The organism is Psychromonas algicola (assembly GCF_004378355.1).
Lineage (GTDB): Bacteria > Pseudomonadota > Gammaproteobacteria > Enterobacterales > Psychromonadaceae > Psychromonas.
The window spans coordinates 19,289-41,806 of the sequence record NZ_SNUB01000031.1 but is presented as its reverse complement, the minus strand read 5'-3'; the positions used below and the strand labels follow the sequence as shown (position 1 = coordinate 41,806).

21 protein-coding genes and 1 tRNA gene are annotated in these 22,518 nt (G+C 35.9%); 16 read left to right on the top strand and 6 right to left on the bottom strand.

All coding sequences use genetic code 11. The features are described 5' to 3' along the window. Positions 1 to 428 precede the first annotated feature (428 nt). Together E2R67_RS13685 and E2R67_RS13680 are read right to left on the bottom strand one after the other, a co-directional pair. Positions 429 to 504 (bottom strand) — tRNA-Arg (locus E2R67_RS13685). A gap of 47 nt (positions 505 to 551) precedes the next feature. Further along, positions 552 to 1,685, bottom strand: a complete 1,134-nt coding sequence (locus E2R67_RS13680) for a flagellar assembly protein T N-terminal domain-containing protein (protein ID WP_134291520.1) — start codon at positions 1,683 to 1,685, stop codon at positions 552 to 554. Between the two features lie 207 nt (positions 1,686 to 1,892). Between E2R67_RS13680 and E2R67_RS13675 the strand changes: the two genes are divergently transcribed. Together E2R67_RS13675 and E2R67_RS13670 are read left to right on the top strand one after the other, a co-directional pair. Next, on the top strand, positions 1,893 to 2,726 hold the full coding sequence (locus E2R67_RS13675) for a FlgO family outer membrane protein (protein ID WP_134291519.1): 834 nt from the start codon (positions 1,893 to 1,895) through the stop codon (positions 2,724 to 2,726). Positions 2,727 to 2,932: 206 nt separating this feature from the next. Continuing rightward, positions 2,933 to 3,439: a hypothetical protein gene (locus E2R67_RS13670; RefSeq protein ID WP_134291518.1), complete on the top strand. Its 507-nt coding sequence runs from the start codon at positions 2,933 to 2,935 to the stop codon at positions 3,437 to 3,439. Between the two features lie 74 nt (positions 3,440 to 3,513). Here the strand turns inward: E2R67_RS13670 and E2R67_RS13665 are convergent, their stop codons facing one another. From E2R67_RS13665 to flgA, 3 genes are all read right to left on the bottom strand, one after another. Then, entirely contained in the window at positions 3,514 to 3,933 is a 420-nt protein-coding gene (locus E2R67_RS13665; protein WP_134291517.1) for a flagella synthesis protein FlgN, read from the bottom strand. A 23-nt stretch (positions 3,934 to 3,956) separates the two neighbouring features. Continuing rightward, positions 3,957 to 4,277: a flagellar biosynthesis anti-sigma factor FlgM gene (gene flgM / locus E2R67_RS13660; protein ID WP_134291516.1), complete on the bottom strand. Its 321-nt coding sequence runs from the start codon at positions 4,275 to 4,277 to the stop codon at positions 3,957 to 3,959. A gap of 74 nt (positions 4,278 to 4,351) precedes the next feature. Further along, positions 4,352 to 5,050 (bottom strand): flagellar basal body P-ring formation chaperone FlgA, encoded by a 699-nt coding sequence (gene flgA / locus E2R67_RS13655; RefSeq protein ID WP_243837031.1) that lies wholly within the window; start codon positions 5,048 to 5,050, stop codon positions 4,352 to 4,354. A gap of 90 nt (positions 5,051 to 5,140) precedes the next feature. Between flgA and E2R67_RS13650 the strand changes: the two genes are divergently transcribed. From E2R67_RS13650 to E2R67_RS13605, 10 genes are all read left to right on the top strand, one after another. Beyond that, complete coding sequence (locus tag E2R67_RS13650) at positions 5,141 to 6,067, top strand: chemotaxis protein (RefSeq protein WP_134291514.1); 927 nt, start codon at positions 5,141 to 5,143, stop codon at positions 6,065 to 6,067. Positions 6,068 to 6,192: 125 nt separating this feature from the next. After that, positions 6,193 to 7,014: a CheR family methyltransferase gene (locus E2R67_RS13645; RefSeq protein WP_134291513.1), complete on the top strand. Its 822-nt coding sequence runs from the start codon at positions 6,193 to 6,195 to the stop codon at positions 7,012 to 7,014. 229 nt (positions 7,015 to 7,243) lie between these two features. After that, a complete protein-coding gene (gene flgB, locus E2R67_RS13640) occupies positions 7,244 to 7,645 on the top strand; it encodes a flagellar basal body rod protein FlgB (RefSeq protein WP_134291512.1) in 402 nt (133 codons plus the stop codon). Between the two features lie 21 nt (positions 7,646 to 7,666). Continuing rightward, positions 7,667 to 8,086, top strand: coding sequence for a flagellar basal body rod protein FlgC (gene flgC / locus E2R67_RS13635; protein WP_134291511.1), 420 nt, complete (start codon positions 7,667 to 7,669; stop codon positions 8,084 to 8,086). 10 nt (positions 8,087 to 8,096) lie between these two features. Further along, positions 8,097 to 8,792 carry a flagellar hook assembly protein FlgD gene (locus E2R67_RS13630; RefSeq protein ID WP_134291510.1) on the top strand — a complete coding sequence of 232 codons (696 nt, stop codon included), beginning with the start codon at positions 8,097 to 8,099 and terminating at the stop codon, positions 8,790 to 8,792. 16 nt (positions 8,793 to 8,808) lie between these two features. Beyond that, positions 8,809 to 10,212, top strand: coding sequence for a flagellar hook protein FlgE (gene flgE / locus E2R67_RS13625; RefSeq protein WP_134291509.1), 1,404 nt, complete (start codon positions 8,809 to 8,811; stop codon positions 10,210 to 10,212). 207 nt (positions 10,213 to 10,419) lie between these two features. Continuing rightward, a complete protein-coding gene (locus E2R67_RS13620) occupies positions 10,420 to 11,166 on the top strand; it encodes a flagellar basal body rod protein FlgF (RefSeq protein WP_134291508.1) in 747 nt (248 codons plus the stop codon). Between the two features lie 44 nt (positions 11,167 to 11,210). Continuing rightward, positions 11,211 to 11,999, top strand: coding sequence for a flagellar basal-body rod protein FlgG (flgG, locus tag E2R67_RS13615; RefSeq protein ID WP_134291507.1), 789 nt, complete (start codon positions 11,211 to 11,213; stop codon positions 11,997 to 11,999). Between the two features lie 240 nt (positions 12,000 to 12,239). After that, positions 12,240 to 12,905: a flagellar basal body L-ring protein FlgH gene (locus E2R67_RS13610; protein WP_445177047.1), complete on the top strand. Its 666-nt coding sequence runs from the start codon at positions 12,240 to 12,242 to the stop codon at positions 12,903 to 12,905. A 28-nt stretch (positions 12,906 to 12,933) separates the two neighbouring features. Continuing rightward, positions 12,934 to 14,058: a flagellar basal body P-ring protein FlgI gene (locus E2R67_RS13605; RefSeq protein WP_134291505.1), complete on the top strand. Its 1,125-nt coding sequence runs from the start codon at positions 12,934 to 12,936 to the stop codon at positions 14,056 to 14,058. Positions 14,059 to 14,189: 131 nt separating this feature from the next. On the opposite strand, the gene E2R67_RS13600 is transcribed toward E2R67_RS13605, so the two are convergent. Then, a complete protein-coding gene (locus tag E2R67_RS13600; protein WP_134291504.1) occupies positions 14,190 to 15,515 on the bottom strand; it encodes a Na+/H+ antiporter family protein in 1,326 nt (441 codons plus the stop codon). A 179-nt stretch (positions 15,516 to 15,694) separates the two neighbouring features. Here E2R67_RS13600 and flgJ point away from each other — a divergent pair, with 179 nt between their 5' ends. From flgJ to E2R67_RS13580, 4 genes are all read left to right on the top strand, one after another. Further along, entirely contained in the window at positions 15,695 to 16,684 is a 990-nt protein-coding gene (gene flgJ / locus E2R67_RS13595; RefSeq protein ID WP_134291503.1) for a flagellar assembly peptidoglycan hydrolase FlgJ, read from the top strand. After that, positions 16,677 to 18,713, top strand: coding sequence for a flagellar hook-associated protein FlgK (gene flgK / locus E2R67_RS13590; RefSeq protein ID WP_134291502.1), 2,037 nt, complete (start codon positions 16,677 to 16,679; stop codon positions 18,711 to 18,713). Before flgJ ends, flgK begins: the two co-directional genes overlap by 8 nt. 180 nt (positions 18,714 to 18,893) lie before the next feature. Continuing rightward, positions 18,894 to 20,399, top strand: a complete 1,506-nt coding sequence (gene flgL / locus E2R67_RS13585; protein ID WP_134291501.1) for a flagellar hook-associated protein FlgL — start codon at positions 18,894 to 18,896, stop codon at positions 20,397 to 20,399. 314 nt (positions 20,400 to 20,713) lie between these two features. Beyond that, the gene (locus E2R67_RS13580) at positions 20,714 to 22,408 is read left to right on the top strand and encodes a flagellin N-terminal helical domain-containing protein (protein ID WP_134291500.1); all 1,695 of its coding nucleotides are present in this window, start codon (positions 20,714 to 20,716) and stop codon (positions 22,406 to 22,408) included. Positions 22,409 to 22,518: the final 110 nt, after the last annotated feature.

The following is a 22,518-nucleotide window of genomic DNA, read 5'->3' as shown; positions in this document are numbered from 1 at the left end:
GTAATGAAGTTTGCTTACGGGCAAGTACTTTAAAATCTGTCTTTTTTATATGCTCCATCTTTGAGTCACTTTAATCGCAATAGATAACTCAATTAGATCATATTTTTACTTAGATTGGTATGACACCTTTCGAGAGGTTAACTTCGTTAACCCTCTATCGGCAGTAGTAAGTAAAACAGTTTAATACTTTAATGGCTGTTCCCTTTAGGGCATCTAAAAAATAAAAGTCTAATGAAGAAGTGAGCTGTTTTAGACAATAAAATAGATAAGCTATTTATCGTGATTGGTATTAGCAATATCAACGTAGTTGATAGCCTAACATTCGTTAGTAGGAGAGTATCGCGGTAGCAATGTACGACGACTTTTAAGTGGGTCTTATCTCTATGCTAGAGAGAGCTTTGTATTAAATAGTAAGTATATTTTGATATTGGTCTCTCCACAGGGACTCGAACCCCGATCATCCGCTTAGGAGGCGGGTGCTCTATCCTGTTGAGCTATGGAGAGATCGTTGCCACTATTTAATGAAAAATAGTAGCTTCCATATTATATCGTTATTGTAGTGGTTTAATAAGAGCAACATCATCGATTTGAATATTACTTAATGGATAATCGTTTAAAGTTGAAAGAATGGCACTATTCTCATGTACTTGCGTTACTTTCATCTCTTGCTCTGATAATGAAAACGAGCTGCGATCTATTCCAAATTGATCCTTAAAATTACTTGAATAAGACAAGTTAAGCATAGTGCCTACTGTTAATCCATTTTTTCTACCCAGATTAATTTGAATTTTGTTGCTATCTACCGCAATGATCCTAGCTCTAGGAATAATACATTCCATTTTTTGTGCAATATCGATATTTGCTTGATCTAAGCTTTCAATAATTGCTTCACCATAAGGTGATTCCCAAAACTGCTTGCTATTGGTATTAACATGCTCCGTTATACCATATTTCCATGGTGCTTTTTGGCGATATTGTTTACTAAAAACTAGATGACCTTGGAAAGCATCGTATAAGTAGATAGTTAAATAGAAGTAGCGATCTGTATTATCTGCTTGAAAATTAACTGATAGATCGTTTACTTCACCATAGATAACGAATTGGCTGTCTTTTTCAACAGAAAGACTACGTAAACTGTCTGATAAGTTTTTGTCATTATATTTTTCACCTAGTTGTAATGGAGTGTCAATATAACCACGCACATTAAATAAATAAGGATTCAGTGATAACTCATTAAAAAAGATACGACTAATTTCTTTATGTAAATTATATATTTGCCCGTGTACAGTCTGCTCTGGCACATTCATCGCAAAACGGCTTATTACCATTGATTTAGGAAATTGGTAACCAATACATTGTTGTACATTAGGAACAATATCAACTTTGATATTGACTGTTAACCTTTGTTCTTCTTGTTTTTCACTGCTTATTTGTATTGCTTTTATTTCACCATTTGAACTTAACGTTAATTGTTTTCCTATTACCTTACTATTACTAAGTTGCTGTAAATTAGCGATAGACATGCCAGAAAAAAGTAGCGTATCTTTGACTGCCTTTTTAATTGCCTGTTTACGAGCCTTATCGATGTTGCCATCTGTAATTGAAGCCGTTGCAGTGGCCTGGAACCATTGTGCATGAAGGTTACTTGATAGCAGTAAAAATATAAAAATCGCGACTATTCTCATTCATTATCCCGTTCGTTAACATTATAAATAAAATTGTATATTGAATATTTTTATAAATGCGTAATTAGCGTTATGAGTATAAAGCAAAATTTAAACCAACTTTAATTTATATTTTTTTACCTTGTTTATTAAAATAGTATTAAAGTTTTTATCGTATTGACCGATAACGTTTTTAGGATAAAAAATTTATTACGAAGGCAGGTTTCTATGAAAGCTCTATTTATTGTTTCTACACTAATTCTTATGCTGCAAGGGTGTGTTGTTATGACTCCTCAAGAAGCACAAGGTTCTCGAAATTCTTGGGCTAGTAATAAAAGTCCTTCATCTGCAAGCTCTTGGACTAGAAATACAAGTTCTGCAAGAACTGGGTATGAAAATACTAATCGCAGAGGTGATGATTACCTTTATTATTATGTTGCTCATTCTTTTAGTCGAGCAAATTTAAATAATGAAGGGACTAGCCAATATGGTAATAGTTCAGAAGTACAAACTGAGTCTAGTGGTTTTGGACATAGATACGAATTTAATGGTGAAAAATCACTTATTTTGTCGGATGTTGTCAGTAAAATGGCAGAGCAATTACTTTTTAACTATGCGGCACAGTATCACAATGAAGCGATCGCATTAACTTCTCTTGTTGATTTAAATGATCATAAAACAACAAGCTGGTTAGGTCAGACTATCTCTGAGCAATTTATTCATGAATTGCATATTAGAAATCTACGCGTAGTTGACTACAAGTTAATGGGCAGTATTCAAGTTACTGAAAAAGGGGAGTTTGGTATGTCGAGAGATTGGACTAAGCTCAACAAGAATGTAGATGTAACACGCATTTTAACTGGTACTATGTCTCGCAATGAAGAAGGTCTGATTTTAAATGTTCGTATTGTAAATGCGAATAACAATATCGTTGAGTCAACAAGTAGCGCATTTATTCCACACACATTATTTGTCGGTGGCATTTATGATTACAATCAGAAGAAATATGTTTCTCGTACTACTAGCGTTAAAAATAAATCATTAGTTCGTTTGGTAAAATAATATTCGAGTACTAAATTTGATTGAAAATTATTGACAAAAAAACAGGCTTTGCCTGTTTTTTTATATCTAAAATAAAATATTTTTTCATATTCTGTTTCTTTTAACTATTTTGGTGTACTTATTGCTTGTATTAAATTTTAGAATCAATATTTATAAAAAGGCATATATTTGCCTCTTTTAAACTATCAATCATCAAGGAGCGCCTGATGCTTAAATTAAATCAGTATGGATACAGGGCTAAAATGGGTACCATGTTGCTGCTAGGGTTATTCATCTTATCGGGTTGTTCACAGAGACTAATGCAGAAAACGCAAGAGAAAGCCGAAGAGAAGGCAATAAGTAAAGAATATCATGAATTTGTTGCCGTTGGTTATGCCGCTGTTGCCGCTCAAAAGGGAGACTCTGATGATATTAAAATGCTTAACGCGATAAAAGCGTCAAAAATTGATGCTTATAAAGAGTTAGCTGAGCAAGTTTATGGTGTTATGTTAACTTCTGAAAACTCAGTCGAAAGGCATCAGTTACAAGATGAAGTACTAGAAGTGAAAGTGGTAGGGTTAGTTCGAGGTGCCAAGGTGTTAAGAACTTATCATGAAGGTGATTTATATATTACTGAATTAGGGTTAAAGCTAAAAACATTGCCTAACACTGATTATGCAGACTTCTCTTCCACAGAAACTGGCATACATGTGCAACCACAAATTTATTATTAAGGAATAGGCTGAAATATTTCTTACTGAGAGAGTGTTGGTAAAACTGATAATGCAGATTGAATATCTGCATTTTTTTATGCTTCTATATCCTTACCTAATAAGCTGCCTCTATTTAATACTCCTTTCTGATCATAAGTCACTGTGTTTTGACCTTTTGTTTGGGTTAATATTTGCATTAAATGCTTATTACTTTTCATGCTCATTTCAATTAATTGACCATTAATTTCATTGTTCTTTTTACATTCTCGTAGGCGATCTTCAATATCTTCTTTTAAATGAGATAAAGTTTGGTCACTTTCAATAATGGTTAGATTTTCTTCGGTGCTAATAGTCTTGTCACTAGCACCTATTTTTTGCAATAACTTTTGTTTGTTAAATAGAAGAGTATTTAATTGGCCGAATGACTTTACCGTTAAGCATTGCTTTTCTTCCTCTAGCAATGCTTGTAATGCTTGAGTTGTTTCTAATAATTCTGATAGCTTTTCTAATAGCATTTTTTACTCTTTAGGTTGTTAATCTAACTTGCAAATGTTTTATTGAAGTCAGATTCAAACTTCCCTATTTTCTCTGCTAGTTGTTCGCTATTGATTTTGTAATCTCCATTTAATATTGCCGCTTTGATCGACTCAACGCGCTTCGTATTAACTTGAGATTCACCTGCATTTGTTTTTTGCATTTTATTTAAGTTCATTGCTTGTTCAGTTAGCTGTACAGAGTCGCTATTTGAACTTGCTGCCTTAGTATTATTACTTTTCCCTGCATCTTCTTGTTTTTGAACTTTATTTTGTTCAATAACTAGGTTGCTTTTAGTCGTTGGGCGGTTGACATTTATACTCATAATCGTATTCCAATTAATCTACATAATAATGTATCGGCAGATACTTTAATAACTTTAATAAAAAATAATGACTTTTAGAAAGTCACATAAACTTCATTTAATGCATGTACTGTACCTATCACAACGCGATCTGTACGTGAATTTTTAACTTTTACACTGCTACCTATATTACCATCTGTTAATGCAATTCCTGAAGCTTTTATTACAAGTCCATTTTGGTTTGCGCTAAGCGTCACTTTATCACCTTCGCAGACATAACAAATGTCCCTATGTCGTATGCTTTTTTTTGATGTGACATTTTTTTTCAATCTAGCGCCCTTTAATACTTCTGCGTTAGCAAAAACTCTACCTCTTACCTGTGACTTCGGTTTATAAATTAGTTTGATGTTATTTTCATTCAGTACTTCGCCTTTATTTAATGATTTTTCTGCTATCACGACGGGGATTAATACTTGTACCTTTACCCTAATATAAATATCCCATTTATCAATATCTTCACAAGAAACTTTCACAGATGTTTTACTTTTTATTTTATCGCCTACAATATAACCTTGTAATGGAGTTGTGCACTGTTTGAATTTTAGCCTATCTGATATTGGAGTCGCTTTAATATCTAACTTTTGTTCTGCTCTTAACTCGAAATCTTGGTTATATTTATCAAAAACTAGAGTTTCAGCAAACTTTTCTATATCTTTTGAGTAATTAGACTCTGCAAAAGTGTAAGAAGCGCCTAAACTTATTAAAAATAAAATAAATCTAATCAATTTGATCACCTTGTTTAAATGCATGTTTTTTCATTGTGATGTAAGCTAACAATAACAGAACGGTTTACTAAATAATAACCATAAAAAAAGGAATAGGATATGGCAGGTGTTTTAGACTCAGTTAATCAGCGTACTCAATTAGTAGGCCAGAATAGACTTGAGTTACTGCTTTTTAAATTAGGTGGTATCCAACGCTATGGGATCAATGTATTTAAAGTAAAAGAAGTTTTACAATGTCCTCCGTTAACAGCTATTCCTAAATTGCACCCTGCAGTTAGAGGCATTGCTCATGTTCGTGGAGAAACTATTTCAATTATAGATTTAAATTTAGCGACGGGTAGTAGTCGACCGATTGATAATATTGAAGAGCGTTTTATTATCATTACCGAATACAACCGATCCATTCAAGGCTTTTTAGTCGGCTCTGTTGAGCGAATTATCAATATTAACTGGGAAGATATTCTTCCTCCGCCAAATGGTGTTGGTCGTTATAACTATTTAACGGCTGTAACTGAAATTGATGGTGATCTTGTTGAAATACTAGATGTAGAGAAAATCCTTGATGAGATTGCGCCCGTTAACACTGAAGTTGCAGCAGAGGTTATTGCACAAGTTCCTGCTGAAAAAATGGCGAATAAACGTATATTAATCGCCGATGATTCATCTGTAGCACGTAAACAAATTCAACGTGCTATTACCGCTTTGGGTATTGAATGTGATGTTGTGAAAGATGGTAAAGAAGCGCTTGACGTATTACTTGAGTTATCTAAAACCCAGCCGGTTATAGAAAAATACGCATTAATGATTTCTGACGTAGAAATGCCTGAAATGGATGGTTATACATTAACGGCAGAAGTTAGAGCGAATCAAGATTTGAAAGATTTACATATTATTTTACATACTTCTTTAAGTGGTATTTTTAATCAGGCCATGATTGAAAAAGTAGGCGCGGATGATTTTATTGCGAAATTTAATCCTGATGAATTAGCAACAGCAGTTCAAAAAGTGATTAATTTACAAGGTTAATGTCAGTTTAGCGAGAAGCATTATTTTATATGAGTAATACTTTATAGTGATTGGTATAACGATCAATTCACTATAAAATATACTCAATTTTTTATCTTTATATAATTATAAGTGAGTAACGATTAGTGAGAACTCTTTCTGATGACATTTACAAGCAATTTTCAAGCTTTCTCGAAGCACAATGCGGCATTGTGCTAGGTGAGAATAAACAATACCTTGTAAAAAGTCGTTTGATCCCTTTAATTGCTCAATTCAAATTAGAAAGTTTAGCTGAATTAATCGAGCAAGCGATGGGAAACCGAAATCGTCAATTGCGAACAATGGTTATTGATGCGATGACTACTAATGAAACATTATGGTTCCGAGATAGATATCCATTTGAGTTATTAGGTAGCAAGTTATTTCCTGAATTATTACAAGCGAAAAAGAGTATTAAAATATGGTCTGCTGCTAGTTCATCAGGTCAAGAAGCTTATTCTATTGCCATGAGTGCATTGGAATATAAAAAGTCCAAATTGAATGATTTAAATGTTCAAATTGTGGGGACTGATATTTCAGATACCATGCTTGAACAATGTAAAGCTGGAGAGTATGACTTATTAGCTTTATCTCGTGGTTTATCTGATGAGCGTAAAAAACAGTTTTTTACTGCAATGCCTGATGGCAATAAAATGCAAGTTAAACCGGAAGTCAAAAAGTTGACTAGCTTTAGAAATCTAAATTTATTAGATAGCTACGGCTCTGTTGGAAAGTTTGATATTATTTTTTGCCGTAATGTACTTATCTATTTTTCTAATGATGTTAAGTCAAAAATATTAAATCAATTTGCAGGCGCGCTTAATCCTGGTGGCTATCTTATTTTAGGGGCTTCGGAATCATTAAGCGGTTTAACGGATAAATTTGATATGGTACGTTGTAACCCTGGTATTATTTACAAACTAAAATAACGGTTTGATCACCTCCTTAGAGGCTGTATTCATAAAAGAGGCAATACTTGCCTCTTTTTTTATTTCTTACTCTTTTAATGGGTATTATTGATCCATTTTTGTTTATCTCCTTTTCACTTTAACGCTTCGTAACCTCCTCAAGCCTTTAATCCATTTGTTTTTATATTAAAAATTCCATTATTAATTTTTCTGGCACATGCTTTGCATTGTTTATACAAAGGAGAAAATTATGGCAATTAACTTTGAAAAAGCATTAGGCATACACCAGCATACTATAGGTGTTCGCTCTCGCCGTACTGAGATATTAGCGTCTAATATTGCAAACGCTGATACACCTTATTACAAAGCCAAAGATCTTGTATTTAAAGATGCTTTAAATGCGGCGAAGTCTGGTTCAAATATATCGCTTTCTCGAACGGATCGTCAGCACAATTATGGCGAATCAACTTCAATGGCACAAAGTGGCCTGCTATATCGTAATACTAATCAACCAGATACGGGTGATGCTAATACAGTTGATGTGGAAGTTGAACGTAATTTATTCATGAAAAACAATTTAGAATATCAAGCTAGCTTAGATTTTTTAAACAGTAAAATATCAGGGCTTCGCACTGCGATTAAAGGCCAATAATAGACTGTCAGGGGAACGATTATGAGTTTATTAAAAGTATTAGATATATCAGGGACAGGCATGAGCGCACAATCTGTGCGCTTGAATACAACTGCCAGTAACTTAGCTAATGCAAACAATGTAAGTAGCAACTTAGAAAAAACTTACAAGTCTCGTCAACCTGTATTTGCGGCAGAGTTAAATCGCGCAAGAGGTGGTCTAGATAGTAGCGTTGGAGTTAAGGTATTAGGGATCGTTGAAAGTACTGCTGAATTAAAAAACGAATATGCACCCAATCATCCAAAAGCAGATAAAGACGGTTTTATTTATCACTCAAATGTGAATGTGATGGAAGAGATGGCCAATATGATCAGTGCATCTCGTTCATATCAAACAAATGTTCAAATCGCAGATGCAGCTAAACAAATGCTAAGTCGTACACTACAAATGGGCAAAGGATAAGGATACTTAAATGACTACTATCAATGCAGCATCACTTAACTTAACCAAGCCATTGACGCCTGAGCAAGTTGAAGCGAATAAAAAAATAGATGAAGAGCAACAGCTGACACAAGATGACTTTTTCTCATTGTTATCTCAACAGCTTGCTTATCAAGACCCTTTCTCTCCGGTTGATAATTCAGAAATGATTGCACAAATGGCATCATTTACAACGGCTGAAGGTATTTCTACTTTAGGCAATGAATTTTCCGGTATTAAAGAAGTGTTAAATTCAAGTCAAGCATTAGAGGCATCATCTTTAGTGGGTAAAAAGGTATTAATTCCAAGCAGTGACACTTATTTGACAGAAGGTGGTACCGCTTCAGGTTCATTAACAACTGATACTGGTGCTTACAATGCAACGGTTTCAATTGAAAATGAAAATGGTAGCGTTATCCGTACACTTACCTTAGGTGATATCGGTGTAGGTAATCAACGTTTTGATTGGGATGGATTGGATTCAAACGGAGAACCAGTACCTGAAGGTAAATATACTTTTAATGCAAATGGTACGGTTAACGGATCTGGCGAAAGATTGGCAACAGCTACTTATGCTCATGTACAGAGTGTGAGCTTAGGTGGGGGAACTGCAAGTGTTCACCTTAACTTAAAAGGCTTAGGTGGAATTGAACTTACTGATGCAATTGAAGTTGCAGAGAACATATAAATAAGAGGGCGTTATTATGTCATTTAATATAGCATTAAGCGGAATCGCAGCTGCGCAAACTGATTTAAACACAACGGCAAATAACATTGCCAATGTAGCAACTGTTGGCTTTAAAGAGTCTAGAGCTGAGTTTGATAGTGTTTACGCTAACTCATTGTTTTCTAATGTCGCAACTAAGGTTGGTGACGGTGTGGCTGTCTCTGCTGTTGCGCAACAATTTCATCAAGGTAGTTTGAAGTTTACTGAAAATCCATTGGATTTAGCTATTACAGGAAGTGGTTTCTTTGCCACTGTTGATAATATCGGTGATCAAAACTTAAGTTATACACGCGCAGGTACATTTAAACTAAATAACGAAGGCTATATTGTTGATAATGGCGGCAACTTTTTACAAGGTTTCCCTGTTAATGTAGACGGGACTTCTGCATCAGTAAGTTTAAGTACAACTGAAGCAATCCAAATTCCAGAAGTCGCCGGTACTCCTCAATCAACTGAAGAAGTTACCATCAGTATGAATTTACCTTCAAGTGATGAGCCATTAGACCCCGCTGAATTTGATCCTAAAGATCCTGAAACATACAACAATGCTACATCAGTAACAATTTATGACTCACTGGGTGAATCTCATATATTAACAACTTATTATGTGAAACCTGAAAATGCGGCTGCTGATACAAAAAGCCAGTGGTTATCTTTTGCCACGATTGATGGTGAACCTGTTGACCCATGGAGCGAAGATTTAGTTACCGATACAACGACTGGCGAAATTAGTGTGAGCTATGATGTCGATAATGATGGCGATGGTGTATTTGAAGCAACACGTGATGCAAGTTATACGGATGAAGATGGTAATGTTCACCGCGGTATTTTATTAGAATTTAATAATACAGGTGCATTTACAGGTACAGTTCCGGCAGAATTAACCTTTGAACCTTTAGGTAACACTGGGGCTAATGTATTAGGTCCTGGAACTGATGGCTCTCAAGCTTTAACCATTAAATATGAAAATCCTACACAATATTCATCTTCATTTGAAGTGACAACATTAGAGCAAAATGGCTTAACAGTTGGCCGTGTAACCGGGATTCAAATTGATGAGACAGGCTTAGTAGAAGCAACTTATAGTAATGGTACAACTGACGCATTATCACGAGTGACTATGGTACGTTTTAAAAATGAACAAGGCCTACGTCAACAAGGATCTGATTGGGAAGCAACCAAACAATCTGGTGAAGCGATTGCTGGTGAAGCCTCTGCGGGTTCATTTGGTAGTATACGTTCAGCGGCTTTAGAGCAGGCAAATGTAGATTTAACAACTGAGTTAGTTGACTTAATAAGCGCGCAACGTAATTTCCAAGCGAACTCCCGAGCATTAGAAATTAATAACACCTTACAACAAACTATTTTACAAATTCGATAATATTTAGTTTTAAAGTAGTACCTTTAACGCACCTATTTAGGTGCGTTTTTTTATATTTAAATTTTTATCCCTATTCAAAATCCTTCTTTTTAGTTTCTTGGCACAGCACTTGCAAATATTTACTTACTTATTAATTAAAAATATCAGCCATTATCGTTCAGTTATTTAATATCTGTAATTAAACGGTTAATAGTTAAGGAAGTAAAAATGGATAATTTTCTTTATATATCAATGTCAGGTGCTAAAGAGACAATGAATGCGTTGGCTATCCACAGTAATAACCTTGCTAATGCCAATAAAACAGGTTTTAAATCAGACTTTGAACAAGCTCGCAGTATGCAGGTGCATGGGCATGGTTTGCCAACCCGTGTGTTCTCTTTAGCTGAGTCACCAGGACAAAATTTTGACAGTGGCATTGTTTATAGTACTGGACGAGATCTTGACGTCGCCATTGAAGGTGAAGGTTGGTTTGTTGTCAAATCTGAAGCAGGTGATGAAGGGCTTTCACGTAGTGGTAATTTTAAAATTGATGTTGATGGTTTTTTAATTGATCCTAAAGGTCAAAGAATTGTCGATGACCAAGGTGAAGATATTTTTATACCTATGCCTATTGAAAAATTTAATATTCGTAAAGATGGTGTGATTGAAATTCGACCTGAAGGAGCTCCTGCAGATGGTATGGAAGAAATCGCGCAATTAAAGTTAGTGAATCCTGATGTTAGAGACATCATGCGTGGAGCCGATGGTTTATTTCGACGTATTGATGGCCAACCAACACAGTTTTCCGATGATGTCGTTGTCAGTAACGGTACATTAGAAGCTTCAAACGTAAATTTAAGTAGTGAGTTAACCAGTTTAATTAACTTACAACGTGGTTTTGAAATGCAAATTAAAATGATGAAAAACGCCGAAGAAATCGATAAGAGTGCAGAAACACTTCTGCGGATGTCTTAAGTTATTTTCTACCATATTATTAAAAATATTTAAGGAGAAGGGTTATGCATTCCGCTTTATGGATTAGTAAAACAGGGTTAGATGCGCAGCAAACGAACGTATCAACGATTTCAAATAACTTAGCTAATGCAAGTACTGTTGGCTTTAAAAAGAGCCGTGCTATTTTTGAAGATCTACTTTATCAAAATGTTAACCAACCTGGTGCGAATGAAACACAGAACACTAAATTACCTTCAGGTTTAATGACAGGATCTGGTGCTAAAGTGGTCGCTGTACAAAAGAACTTTACTCAAGGTAGTGTATTAACAACAAACAACTCTTTAGATGTAATGATTGACGGTAGTGGTTTCTTTGAAATTGAAATGCCAGATGGTACTTCATCTTATACACGTAATGGTCAATTCATGCTAAATGAAGAAGGTATTATGGTAACGCCTGGTTCAGGTTACCCATTATTGCCGCAAACCCAAATTCCACCTGAAGCCTTATCTATTAGTATTGGAGCTGAAGGTGAAGTCTCTGTTAGAATTGCAGGTCAGGCTGAAAACCAAGTAGTAGGTCAGTTAAATGTAAGTGGCTTTATTAATCCATCTGGTTTAGAGCCTTTAGGACAAAATTTATATGCTGAAACTGGTGCTTCTGGTGCGCCTATTGAAGGAGTTCCGGGTGCAGATGGTTTAGGCTTTATACGACAAGGTATGCTTGAAACATCAAATGTTAATGTAACAGAAGAGCTGGTTAATCTGATTGAAAGCCAACGAGTTTACGAAATGAATTCAAAAGTAATTTCAGCGGTAGATGAAATGCTATCTTACATTAGTCAACAACTTTAATCGGTGATTGATATGAAAAAAATTCTTATATTGCTTTCGATTTTTAGTATTACCGGGTGTACCTCTTTAATTAACCCGAATTTAGCTCAAGGTGAAAACTCAACTAATCCGTTACTTTCTTTGTTGGCAGGTACTGCTGGTGCAGCCGTCGCAAATGAAGTGTTAGCTGATGAAGATGGCGAAACTAACCCTATTGTCCCAATTGTTGCCGGCATTGCCACTGCTGCTGCTGTCGATAGTATCCTAGCGCCAAAAGAGTGTACTGGAGAAGGGTGTAGAAAAGACGATGAGCAAGTTAAAAATGATCCTGTTTTTGCGCCTATTGAGCCTGTTGAGCCAGCTGTAAATGTGATCCCAACGGGGTCGTTATTCCAAGATAGTTATGCTAATAACCTATACTCGGATATTAAAGCACACCGTGTTGGCGATATTATTACTGTATATCTAGAAGAATCAACTTCAGCATCGAAGCAAGCTGGGACAACTTTTGATAAAAATAATAACTATAGTATTGAAATTGCAGATATTACTTTACCAAGCGTTACTGAAAATGGTGTCACTGTATATGGTGGCGGTGGTGAAGGCAGTCAAACAAGTAGTTTCTCCGGTGACTCTGGTGCTGATCAAAGTAATAGTCTTCAAGGAAGCATCACTGTTAATGTGACACGAGTATTAAGTAATGGAAATTTAGAAATTCGTGGTGAAAAATGGTTGATGTTAAATAACGGCGAAGAATTTATCCGAATTAAAGGTGTTATCCGCTCACAAGATGTCGGTGCTGATAATTCAATTTCATCAACACATATTGCTAACTCTCGAATTCAATACGGTGGTACTGGTGATTTCGCAAGTACACAAAAACAAGGTTGGTTAACGTCATTCTTCAGTCAGAATTGGCCGTTATAGCTTTTGCTAACTAGCTAAGGAAATACATATGCTATTTATATCGAAGAAAAAACATTCCATTATACTAAGCCTCTCATTGGGGGTGTTATTCACTCTTTTTGCTAATGTTGCTGATGCTGCTCGAATTAAAGATTTAGCAAGTGTGCAGGGGGTTCGTAGTAACCAATTAATTGGTTATGGTTTAGTCGTTGGTTTACCCGGAACAGGTGAAAAAAGTAGCAAGTTCACTGAACAAGCTTTTGCGACTATGCTCAGAAATTTTGGTATTAACACTGAACAAGGGCAAGCATTAAAAATAAAAAATGTTGCGCCTGTTGCCATTACTGCAGAACTAAAGCCGTTTACTAAGCGCGGTCAGAAAATTGACATTACGGTTTCTGCTATTGGTGAAGCTAAAAGCTTACGTGGCGGGCAGTTATTACAGTCCTTCTTAAAAGGGGTTGATGGTGAAGTTTATGCTCTTGCACAAGGCAGTTTAGTGGTTGGTGGTCTAGGTGCTGAAGGCGCAGATGGCTCTAAAGTCGTTATTAATACACCTACCGTTGGTCGAATATCTAATGGTGCGATCGTTGAGCGTGAAGTTGCGTCACCGTTTTCTCAAGGTGATTATATTACTTTTAACTTATACGAATCAGATTTCAGTACTTCTAAAATATTAGCTGATACCATTAATAATTTAGTCGGGCCGAATACTGCCACTATGGTTGATGCGACATCTGTAAAAGTATTAGCGCCACGCAATATTTCACAACGCGTTTCTTATTTAGCAACGTTAGAGAATTTAGAGTTTGAACCAGCTAGAGCAAGCGCTAAAATTATTGTTAATTCACGTACTGGTACCATAGTGGTAGGTCAAGATGTGCGATTATTACCAACAGCCATAACTCATGGTGGAATTAGTGTCACCATCGGTGAGAATGCAGATGTAACACAGCCTAATCCATTTGCTCCTGGTGAGACTGCTGTCGTTCCAAATACAACGATTAATATCACTCAAGAAGACAGTCGTATGTTTAAATTTGACCCAGGTGTTAGCTTAAATGATTTGGTTAGAGCGGTTAATGAAGTCGGGTTAGCACCTGGTGATTTAATGGCGATATTGGAAGCACTTAAGCAAGCAGGTGCTTTACAAGGTCAGTTGATTATTATTTAAGTTCTATTATCAGATTATGGCTCAGATAAGTATTTCAAGACAATAAAAAGGGAAAGCATAATGCTTTCCCTTTTGTTTTTCATTTAAATGAAAAGTACTCGTAATAAAATTAAGTGACGTTTTATTGCCGCTTATAAAGTCATCGCCGCAATCCAACCAAACACAATTAACGGTAAGTTATAGTGTAAGAAAGTAGGTATTACAGTATCTTTAATATGATCGTGATTACCATCAGCATTAAGACCAGATGTAGGGCCTAATGTTGAATCAGATGCAGGAGAACCCGCATCACCTAAGGCTGCCGCTGTACCCACTAAAGCAATAATCGCCATTGGTGAGAAACCAAAGTTAATCGCTAATGGTACATAAATCGTTGCAATAATAGGAATAGTAGAGAAAGAAGAGCCAATACCCATAGTCACTAGTAATCCGATTACCAACATTAAAATGGCTGCTAGCGCTTTGCTTTCACCTATACCTGATGATAACGCTTCAACTAAGGTTTCAACACTACCAGTTGCTTTCATTACCGCTGCAAAACCTGCTGCTGCAATCATAATAAAACCAATCATCGCCATCATATGAACGCCTTTAGTAAATACATCGTGTGTTTCTTTCCAAGCGATAACACCACCTAAAGTAAATACACTGAAACCGATTAGCGCGCCTGCAATCATTGAGCCTGTTATTAATTGTGCTGTTAGCGTTGCAACAATAGCGATTAATGCGACAACAATATGACGTTTATTAATTGTTTTAAATTGTTTAACTTCAACTGTTTCTAACTTCTCTTGGTAAACACGTGGTTTGCGGTAGCTAACGAAAATAGCAATCAATAAACCGACTATCATACCTACCGCTGGCAATATCATTGCACTCGGAACTTGGTTTGCTGTTACATCTAAACCGTTATCATGAAGGTTTTTTAGTAAAATATTATTTAAGAAAATACCACCAAAACCGATTGGTAATATCATGTATGGAGTAACCAACCCAAAGGTTAAAATACAAGCGGTTAAACGTCTATCAACTTGTAGTTTATTAAACACGCCTAATAGAGGTGGAATTAAAATAGGGATAAATGCGATATGTACAGGAATCACGTTTTGAGATGAAATTGTCATTAATAAAATAACTGAAAATACAGAATATTTTATTGCACTTGATACTTGATCCGGATGCTCACCATGTAAGCGCTTAATAATAGCTTGAGATAATAAATCGGTAATACCTGATTTAGAAACGGCAACAGCAAAAGCGCCAAGCATTGCATAACTTAATGCAATCGTCGCACCGCCGCCTAAACCACTTTCGAATGCTGAAATGGTATCGGCAAGAGATAGTCCTGCGGTTAAACCACCAATTAGCGCACTTAATGTTAATGCAATAACCACATTAATACGCATCATCGATAGGATCAGCATAATACATACGGCCAGTAAAACTGGGTTAGTCATAATTATTCCTTTTGAGTGGGGTAAAAATCGTAGGCATTCTACTTGATGCTCATATCTTTTAAAGAACAAATCGTTAGCTCTCTTATTATGAATCAGTAAATGCTTGGTTATTGATTTGTTTTTGTTTGTTGGCACCTATTTTGCTTTATCTAAAGTAGGAACATAAATGGAGGTTGTTAATGGACAATCGAACAGTAACAGAGGCGAGTAATTACTTTGATCTACAAGGGTTGGAGAGGTTGCGTCAAAAAACCAAAACAAATGATAAAGAAACGATCCGTGAAGTCGCGAATCAGTTTGAATCAATGTTTGCAGCGATGTTAATCAAATCGATGCGCCAAGCCAATGAAGCGTTTGAAACAGAAAGTCCTTTTAATAATCAACAAACCAAATTCTATACCGATATGCAGGATAAACAACTTGCATTAGATATCAGTCGTCATGGCACGTTAGGCTTAGCAGATGCATTGGTGAGACAATTAGATCCTACGTCAATTCAGCGTCCTCAAGCGATTCCTGAAGACCAATTAATGATGCCAAATGCTGATAAATCTAAAGATTTTTCTCTAAAAGAAGAAGTGAAAATTCAAGAGTTTAATAAACCGGATCAGTTGCAAGTTTCTGTGAAGGGAAGCAAGCAAGAAACAGATATGCTTGAAAAAGCCACAAAAGCCGATTTCAGTTCGCCAAGCTCGTTTATTCAAACCTTGTTACCGTATGCTAAAAAGGCCGCTCAGGCACTTGGTGTTTCTCCTGAAGTTATTATCGCTCAATCTGCTTTAGAGACTGGTTGGGGACAAAAAATAATAAAAAAATCAGATCAAGAAAGTAGCTTCAACTTATTTAATATTAAGTCTCATCAAGATTGGCAAGGTGAAAGTGTTAATAAAAGCAGTTTGGAAGTAGAAGATGGCGTTGGTGTAAAACGTAACTCGAACTTTCGTGTCTATCAAAACCTACAAGAAAGCTTTAAAGATTACATCGATTTTATCACTAATAACCAACGTTACGATCAAGCTTTACAGCAAAGCGATAATGCTGAGCGTTATATTGAAGAGTTGCAACAAGCTGGTTATGCAACAGATCCTCAATATGCAGAAAAAGTAAAAACAATCATGAACAGCGATAGCTTTAAATCAGTTATAGCTGGGGAGAATAATAATGGCTGATTTAATGCAAATAGGGCTTTCGGGAGTTCACACCTCGCAAGCGCATTTATCAACAACGGGTCATAACATTAGTAATGTTAATACCGAAGGTTATTCTCGCCAAGAAGTTGACACGGCTAGTATTGCAGGACAAAAGCACGGTACTTATTTTGTCGGTCAAGGTGCAATGATTGCGAGCTTAGATAGAGCTTACGATCAATTTGCTTTTAGCGATAACATTATGAATACCTCAATTAATGCCTATAGTGCAGAATCTTATACGCAAGAAAAACAACTAGATATGTTGTTATCTAATGAAAGTACAGCTGCTACAAGCACTGTGCTTAGTACTTTTTCATCGTTGAATAACGTTGTTGATAACCCGAATTCGTTAGAGGCGCGAGCCGTATTTTTAGAAACTGCATCCAATATGGTGAGTCAATACAATAGTTTATATAAACATTTAGAAGTGCAATACAACAGTATAAATGTTGATATCGAAAACTCAGCAGCTTCAATTACCGAGTTAGCGGAAAGTATTGCGCAATTAAACTTAAAAATATCATATCTAACGGACAAAAAAGGAATTGATAACCCTAATGACTTATTGGACAAACGTAACGAAGCTATCACTAAACTAAGTGAGCTGGTTGATGTTTCTGTCATTGGTACAAAAAATGACATGGTTAATGTTTATATTGGTAGCGGCCAAGGCCTGGTTATGGGGGATTATGCTCAGAAAGTTGTCGCTGTTAATGGAGAGCCAGATCCTTCTCGTAAAGAGCTTGCATTAAGCATTAAAGATAAAAATATCGTTATCAATGGTAGTAAGTTAGGCGGTAAAGTTTCTGCTTTATTAGATGTTCGTGAAAAAGATATCGAATTAGCTTTTAATCAATTAGGGCAAAATGTAATTGGTTTAACGCATGCGATTAATGAACAGCATGGACAAGGTGAAACATTAAGCGGTGAAATCGGAGAAGTAATATTCAATGATATTAATAGTCTCGAGACAATGCAGAGTCGCGTTTTAAGTCATTCTGATGGCAAAGGTACAGCTCAACTTAGCTTACAAATAGACGATCTTGCTGAATTGAGTGCTGATGAATACAACTTAGTGATTGATCAGTATGATGCCGTTGAAGGAACTTTAGCATTTACTGTGACCAACCAAAGAACAGGTGAAAAAGAAAGTGTTGCACTGAGTGATTTATCAATCAGTAAACGTATTGATATTCCCAATACAGGTTTTAGCATTGGTTTTGACTCAATATCAACAACCGATCCTATGGTAGCTGGCAAAGAATTTACATTACGCCCAACTCGTTTAGCCGCTCAACAAATGACATTAGAAGAGAGAGACCCAACAAGAGTTGCAGCCGCTGACGCTGAAATTAAAGCTATAACTGATCCTAATAATACAGGTGGCGCAAAATTTCGTATTACCGAAATTAATGATAAATTAGATCCTCTTTATATGGACGAAGAAAATCCATTAACGATAAAAGTCACTAATGTAACAGGCAATATTATTACTTATGATATTGTCGATAGTAACGGCATTGTGGTCACAGACCCTTCTAACAATAATACATTGGGTGGTTTAACTGTCACTATTGATCCGTTAACTGGCAAAGCTCAGTTTAATATTGGCGGTGTTGTGATGGATTTAGAAAAAGGGATCCCTGCCGTTGGTGACCAAGTTTCATTAAATTACAATGAAACGGGAGAAGGTGATAACCGTAATATGCTTGCAATGGCTGATTTGCAAAATGCTAAAATAATGAAAAACAACAAAGCAACTATTCAAGATATTTATAGTGGGATGGTATCAGAGTTAGGTACTAAAACTGAAAATTCAGATATCGCGATGCAATCTTCTGCTATTTTGCTAAACCAATCATTTGAGCGTATTCAAGAAGTAAGTGGTGTAAATATGGATGAAGAAGCCGCTAATTTATTACTTTATCAACAACACTATAGTGCTGCTGCACGTGTTATTACAGTTGCAGGTGAACTATTTAATACTATTTTACAATCAGCCCGTTAACCAAAGCCCTTGTTACAGGGCTCTATTTTTACTTTTTTAAAAATCCTAGTAAGTTATCTTCTTTCTTTTTCTCCTTCTCTAGTTACTTTTTGGTTATTCTTAGTTACTTTTACTAACTTGGCTTAATTATTGCATTTTTATTTCTAGCAAGCTTAGGCTTAAAAGAATAAAGGAGACCGTATGCGAATTTCATCACCAACATTTCATGCACGTAATACTACTGTATTGATGGATAAACAATCAGATCTCAGTCAAAAAAATATCCATTTAGCAGCTAGTAAGCGTGTTATACATGGTAGTGATGATCCGGTTGCTATCGCAACTATTCAGCGCTTGAAGCAAGACTTATCAGTGGGTGAGCAATTCATTAAAAATGGTGAAATGGCCGAGTCTGCTAACCGATTATCTGACGTTTCTTTAACGCAAAGTACAAATATATTACAACGAATTCGAGAGTTATTAGTGAGTGGTAGTAATGGAACGTTAAGTGAAAAAGATCGTGAAATAGTCTCCGTTGAATTAAAAGCATTACGTGAAGGGTTAATCGGGGCTGCTAATACTCGAGATGGTAATAGTCAGTATATTTATTCAGGCTTCAGTGTTGATACTCTACCTTTTCAACAAAATGAATTTGGTGAAGTTGAATACCATGGTGATAGCGGTGAACGTGAATATCGAGTTGGTAGTAGTTTGACAGTAAAAGGTAATGATGCGGGATCTAAAGTGTTTATGGGGATCCCTGAAGGTAACGGTATCTTTGTCTCTGAATTAGGATCTAACAATAGAGGGTCTGCAGTTATAACAGAAGGTATTGTTACTGATAAAGTCGCTGCACGTGATTTTTTAAAAGAAGACTATGTGGTTGCTATCAGCAAACCTAATGAAATAGATAAGCCTACCTATTCTGTGTACGGTTTAAAAGAAGATACTGTGGCAGGTAATGCCGATGTTAAAATTGCTAATATAGATTTATCTGATTTTAGTATTAATAATGTTAACCCTTCTGGGGTTTATCCTGCTGATGGAAGCAATGTTAAAATTGAATTTGTAGAAACTGGAGGAAATCAATTTACAGTAAAAGTAAATGGGGTTTCTTCTTCTAATGCTTATGATGCTAATAATACTAATAGTCAAGAAATTAACGTCGGTGGCATTACTTTAGAAGTTGATGGATTACCTGCAAATGGTGATAGCTATGATTTTATTAAATACATTCCTCCAACGGCTTATGAAGAAGAGGGGCAAGGAATTTCCTTCAATGGGATTAAAACTGAAATAAAAGGGGAAGTAGAAAATAAAGATACTTTCACACTACGCCAAAGTGGAGAAAAAGATATTTTTGCTACTATCCAAAGTGCCATTGATGCTTTATTAATTGGAGATAAGGAAAACGAAGCAAGTGCAAAACGAGTGATTGCTTTTAATATGTCACTATTGCAAGTTGATGCCGCAATGGAAAATATAACGAAAATACAAACAGATACAGGTTCTCGTTTAAGAACAATTGATAATCAGCGTGAATCGATTTTAGATTTTAATTTAACCTCAAAAACAACACTATCAAATTTAGAAGATTTAGATATGGCTGCTGCTATTAGTGATTTTCAACAGCAGAAAGGCATGTTAGAGGTTTCACAAAAAGCCTTTGTTCAATTACAACAACTTAGCTTATTTAACCTGTTATAAAAATAAAGCGGCAAGTTTTAGCCATGATTAACTAAATCATGAATTAAATCATTAAAAAAAAAGAGGTAATTTATTACCTCTTTTTTTTTTGTCTAAAAAACAGTCAGTAAAAAAACAATGTCATTTTTTTGATGATCTTGCTTGGATCTTTTCTTAACTAGTTGATTATTATGTCTTATATGGCTTTTCTAAAAGTTGGCATGTTAATCGCATTAATAACTCTGAGAGTAAAAAATTGACGGCAATATTTTATTTTTAATACAAATTTTGCCGATCTTCCCTAACCGGGGTAGCCAAGAAATGAGGAGTAGATCATGGCTCAAGTTATTAATACAAATATCATGTCGCTAAACTCGCAGCGTCAGTTGAGTAAAAGTCAGAGCGTACAAAATGAAGCGATGGAACGTTTATCATCAGGCCTTCGTATAAATAGTGCAAAAGATGATGCTGCAGGTCTTGCTATTTCAACGGCAATGCAATCACAGATCAGAGGTATTAACCAAGCGGTTCGTAACTCAAATGATGGTATCTCAATGTCGCAAACAGCTGAGGGGTCAATGGATGAAATGACCAATATCTTACAGCGTATGCGTGAACTAGCGGTACAAGCAGCTAATGATACAAACTCGGCGGGCAATAAAGCTTCTATTCAACAAGAAGTTAATCAACTTTATGATGAATTAGATCGTATTGCTGGTACAACACAGTTTAATGGATTAAATTTACTAGATGGATCAAATGGATCTACAACATTACAAATTGGCGCAAATGCTGGCCAAACATTAACTTTTGCTGTCGATTCAGTAACAACTGCTACATTAGGGTTAGATGGCGGCGTTAATAAAGGTGATTTAAATGGTGGGCGAGTAACCTCTAGCGGTTTACCTGCTGGCTCAGTAAGTATCAATGGTATTGATATTTCTACGATTGAAGTAGGCGAAGGTGCTCTTGCAATGGAAAGAGCCATTAATGTTGAAACCGCTTTAACGGGGGTTGTGGCAGATGCTTATAACGTCGTTAAGGGTAAAGCTTTTGATGCAACAGGTAGAGCATTAACAGGTATTACTACGGGTTTGCAATTCTCTGTTGGTGAAGAAGATCCTATTACTTTGGGTGCTACTTCTTCAATGGAAAACCTTGCAGAATCGATTAATCGTGATGTTCCTGGGTTAACTGCCGTTGTTGGTGAAGAAGGTGGGTTAATCTTAAGTAATGACACTGGTTTGGCAATTACTGTTGCTGGAGCTAATGTTGCTGATGCAGGTTTAACGGCAACAACTTATGAAGGTTATTTAGGCTTAACAAGTCAGGTAGATAGCCCTGTAAAAATAGGAGCTGGTAGCAAAGGTGTTGAAGCTGATACGAAAACGATAGGTTTTATGCTTACAAATGGATCTGCGGTAACTGGTGAAGCTATTTCTGGATTTGCCATTGAAGAAACAGATGCTATTACAATTAATGGTGTAGAATTAGAGTTATCAGCAACGGAAACACTTGAAGATAAGATTTTTGCTATTAATCGATTAACTGAGGAAACAGGCGTTGTTGCTTCTGAAGGTGCAGCGGAAGGTACTATCTTATTTTCTAATCCAAATGGTGGCGATATTCTTATTGCCAGTGATGCAGATACAGAAGATCTTAAAATGGCTGCATTAGCTAAATTAGGTGTGATTGATATTGGTGGTACGACAGTTAACGAACTAGGTTTAGGCGTTGCAACAACTAAAACTGCTGTGCGCAGCCTTAATAAAATCGATAATGCGCTACAACAGATTTCAGCAACACGAGCAAGTCTAGGTGCGATACAAAACCGTTTAGGTTCAACGATTTCAAATCTTGAAAACGTATCGCAAAACTTATCAGCATCGAATTCTCGAATTCAAGATGCAGATTTTGCGGCAGAAACATCGAAATTGAGTAAAGCACAAATCCTGCAACAAGCTGGTACATCAATGCTTACTCAAGCGAATGCGAGTACACAAAACGTTTTATCCCTATTACAGGGATAACGTTACCTAACAGTCGTTATAACATAAATTATGTTTTAACTGCTTAAGGCAAAATGGGTGAAACAGTCTTGGTTTTTACTCTCATTCTCTCCTTTGTTTCCACCCATTTA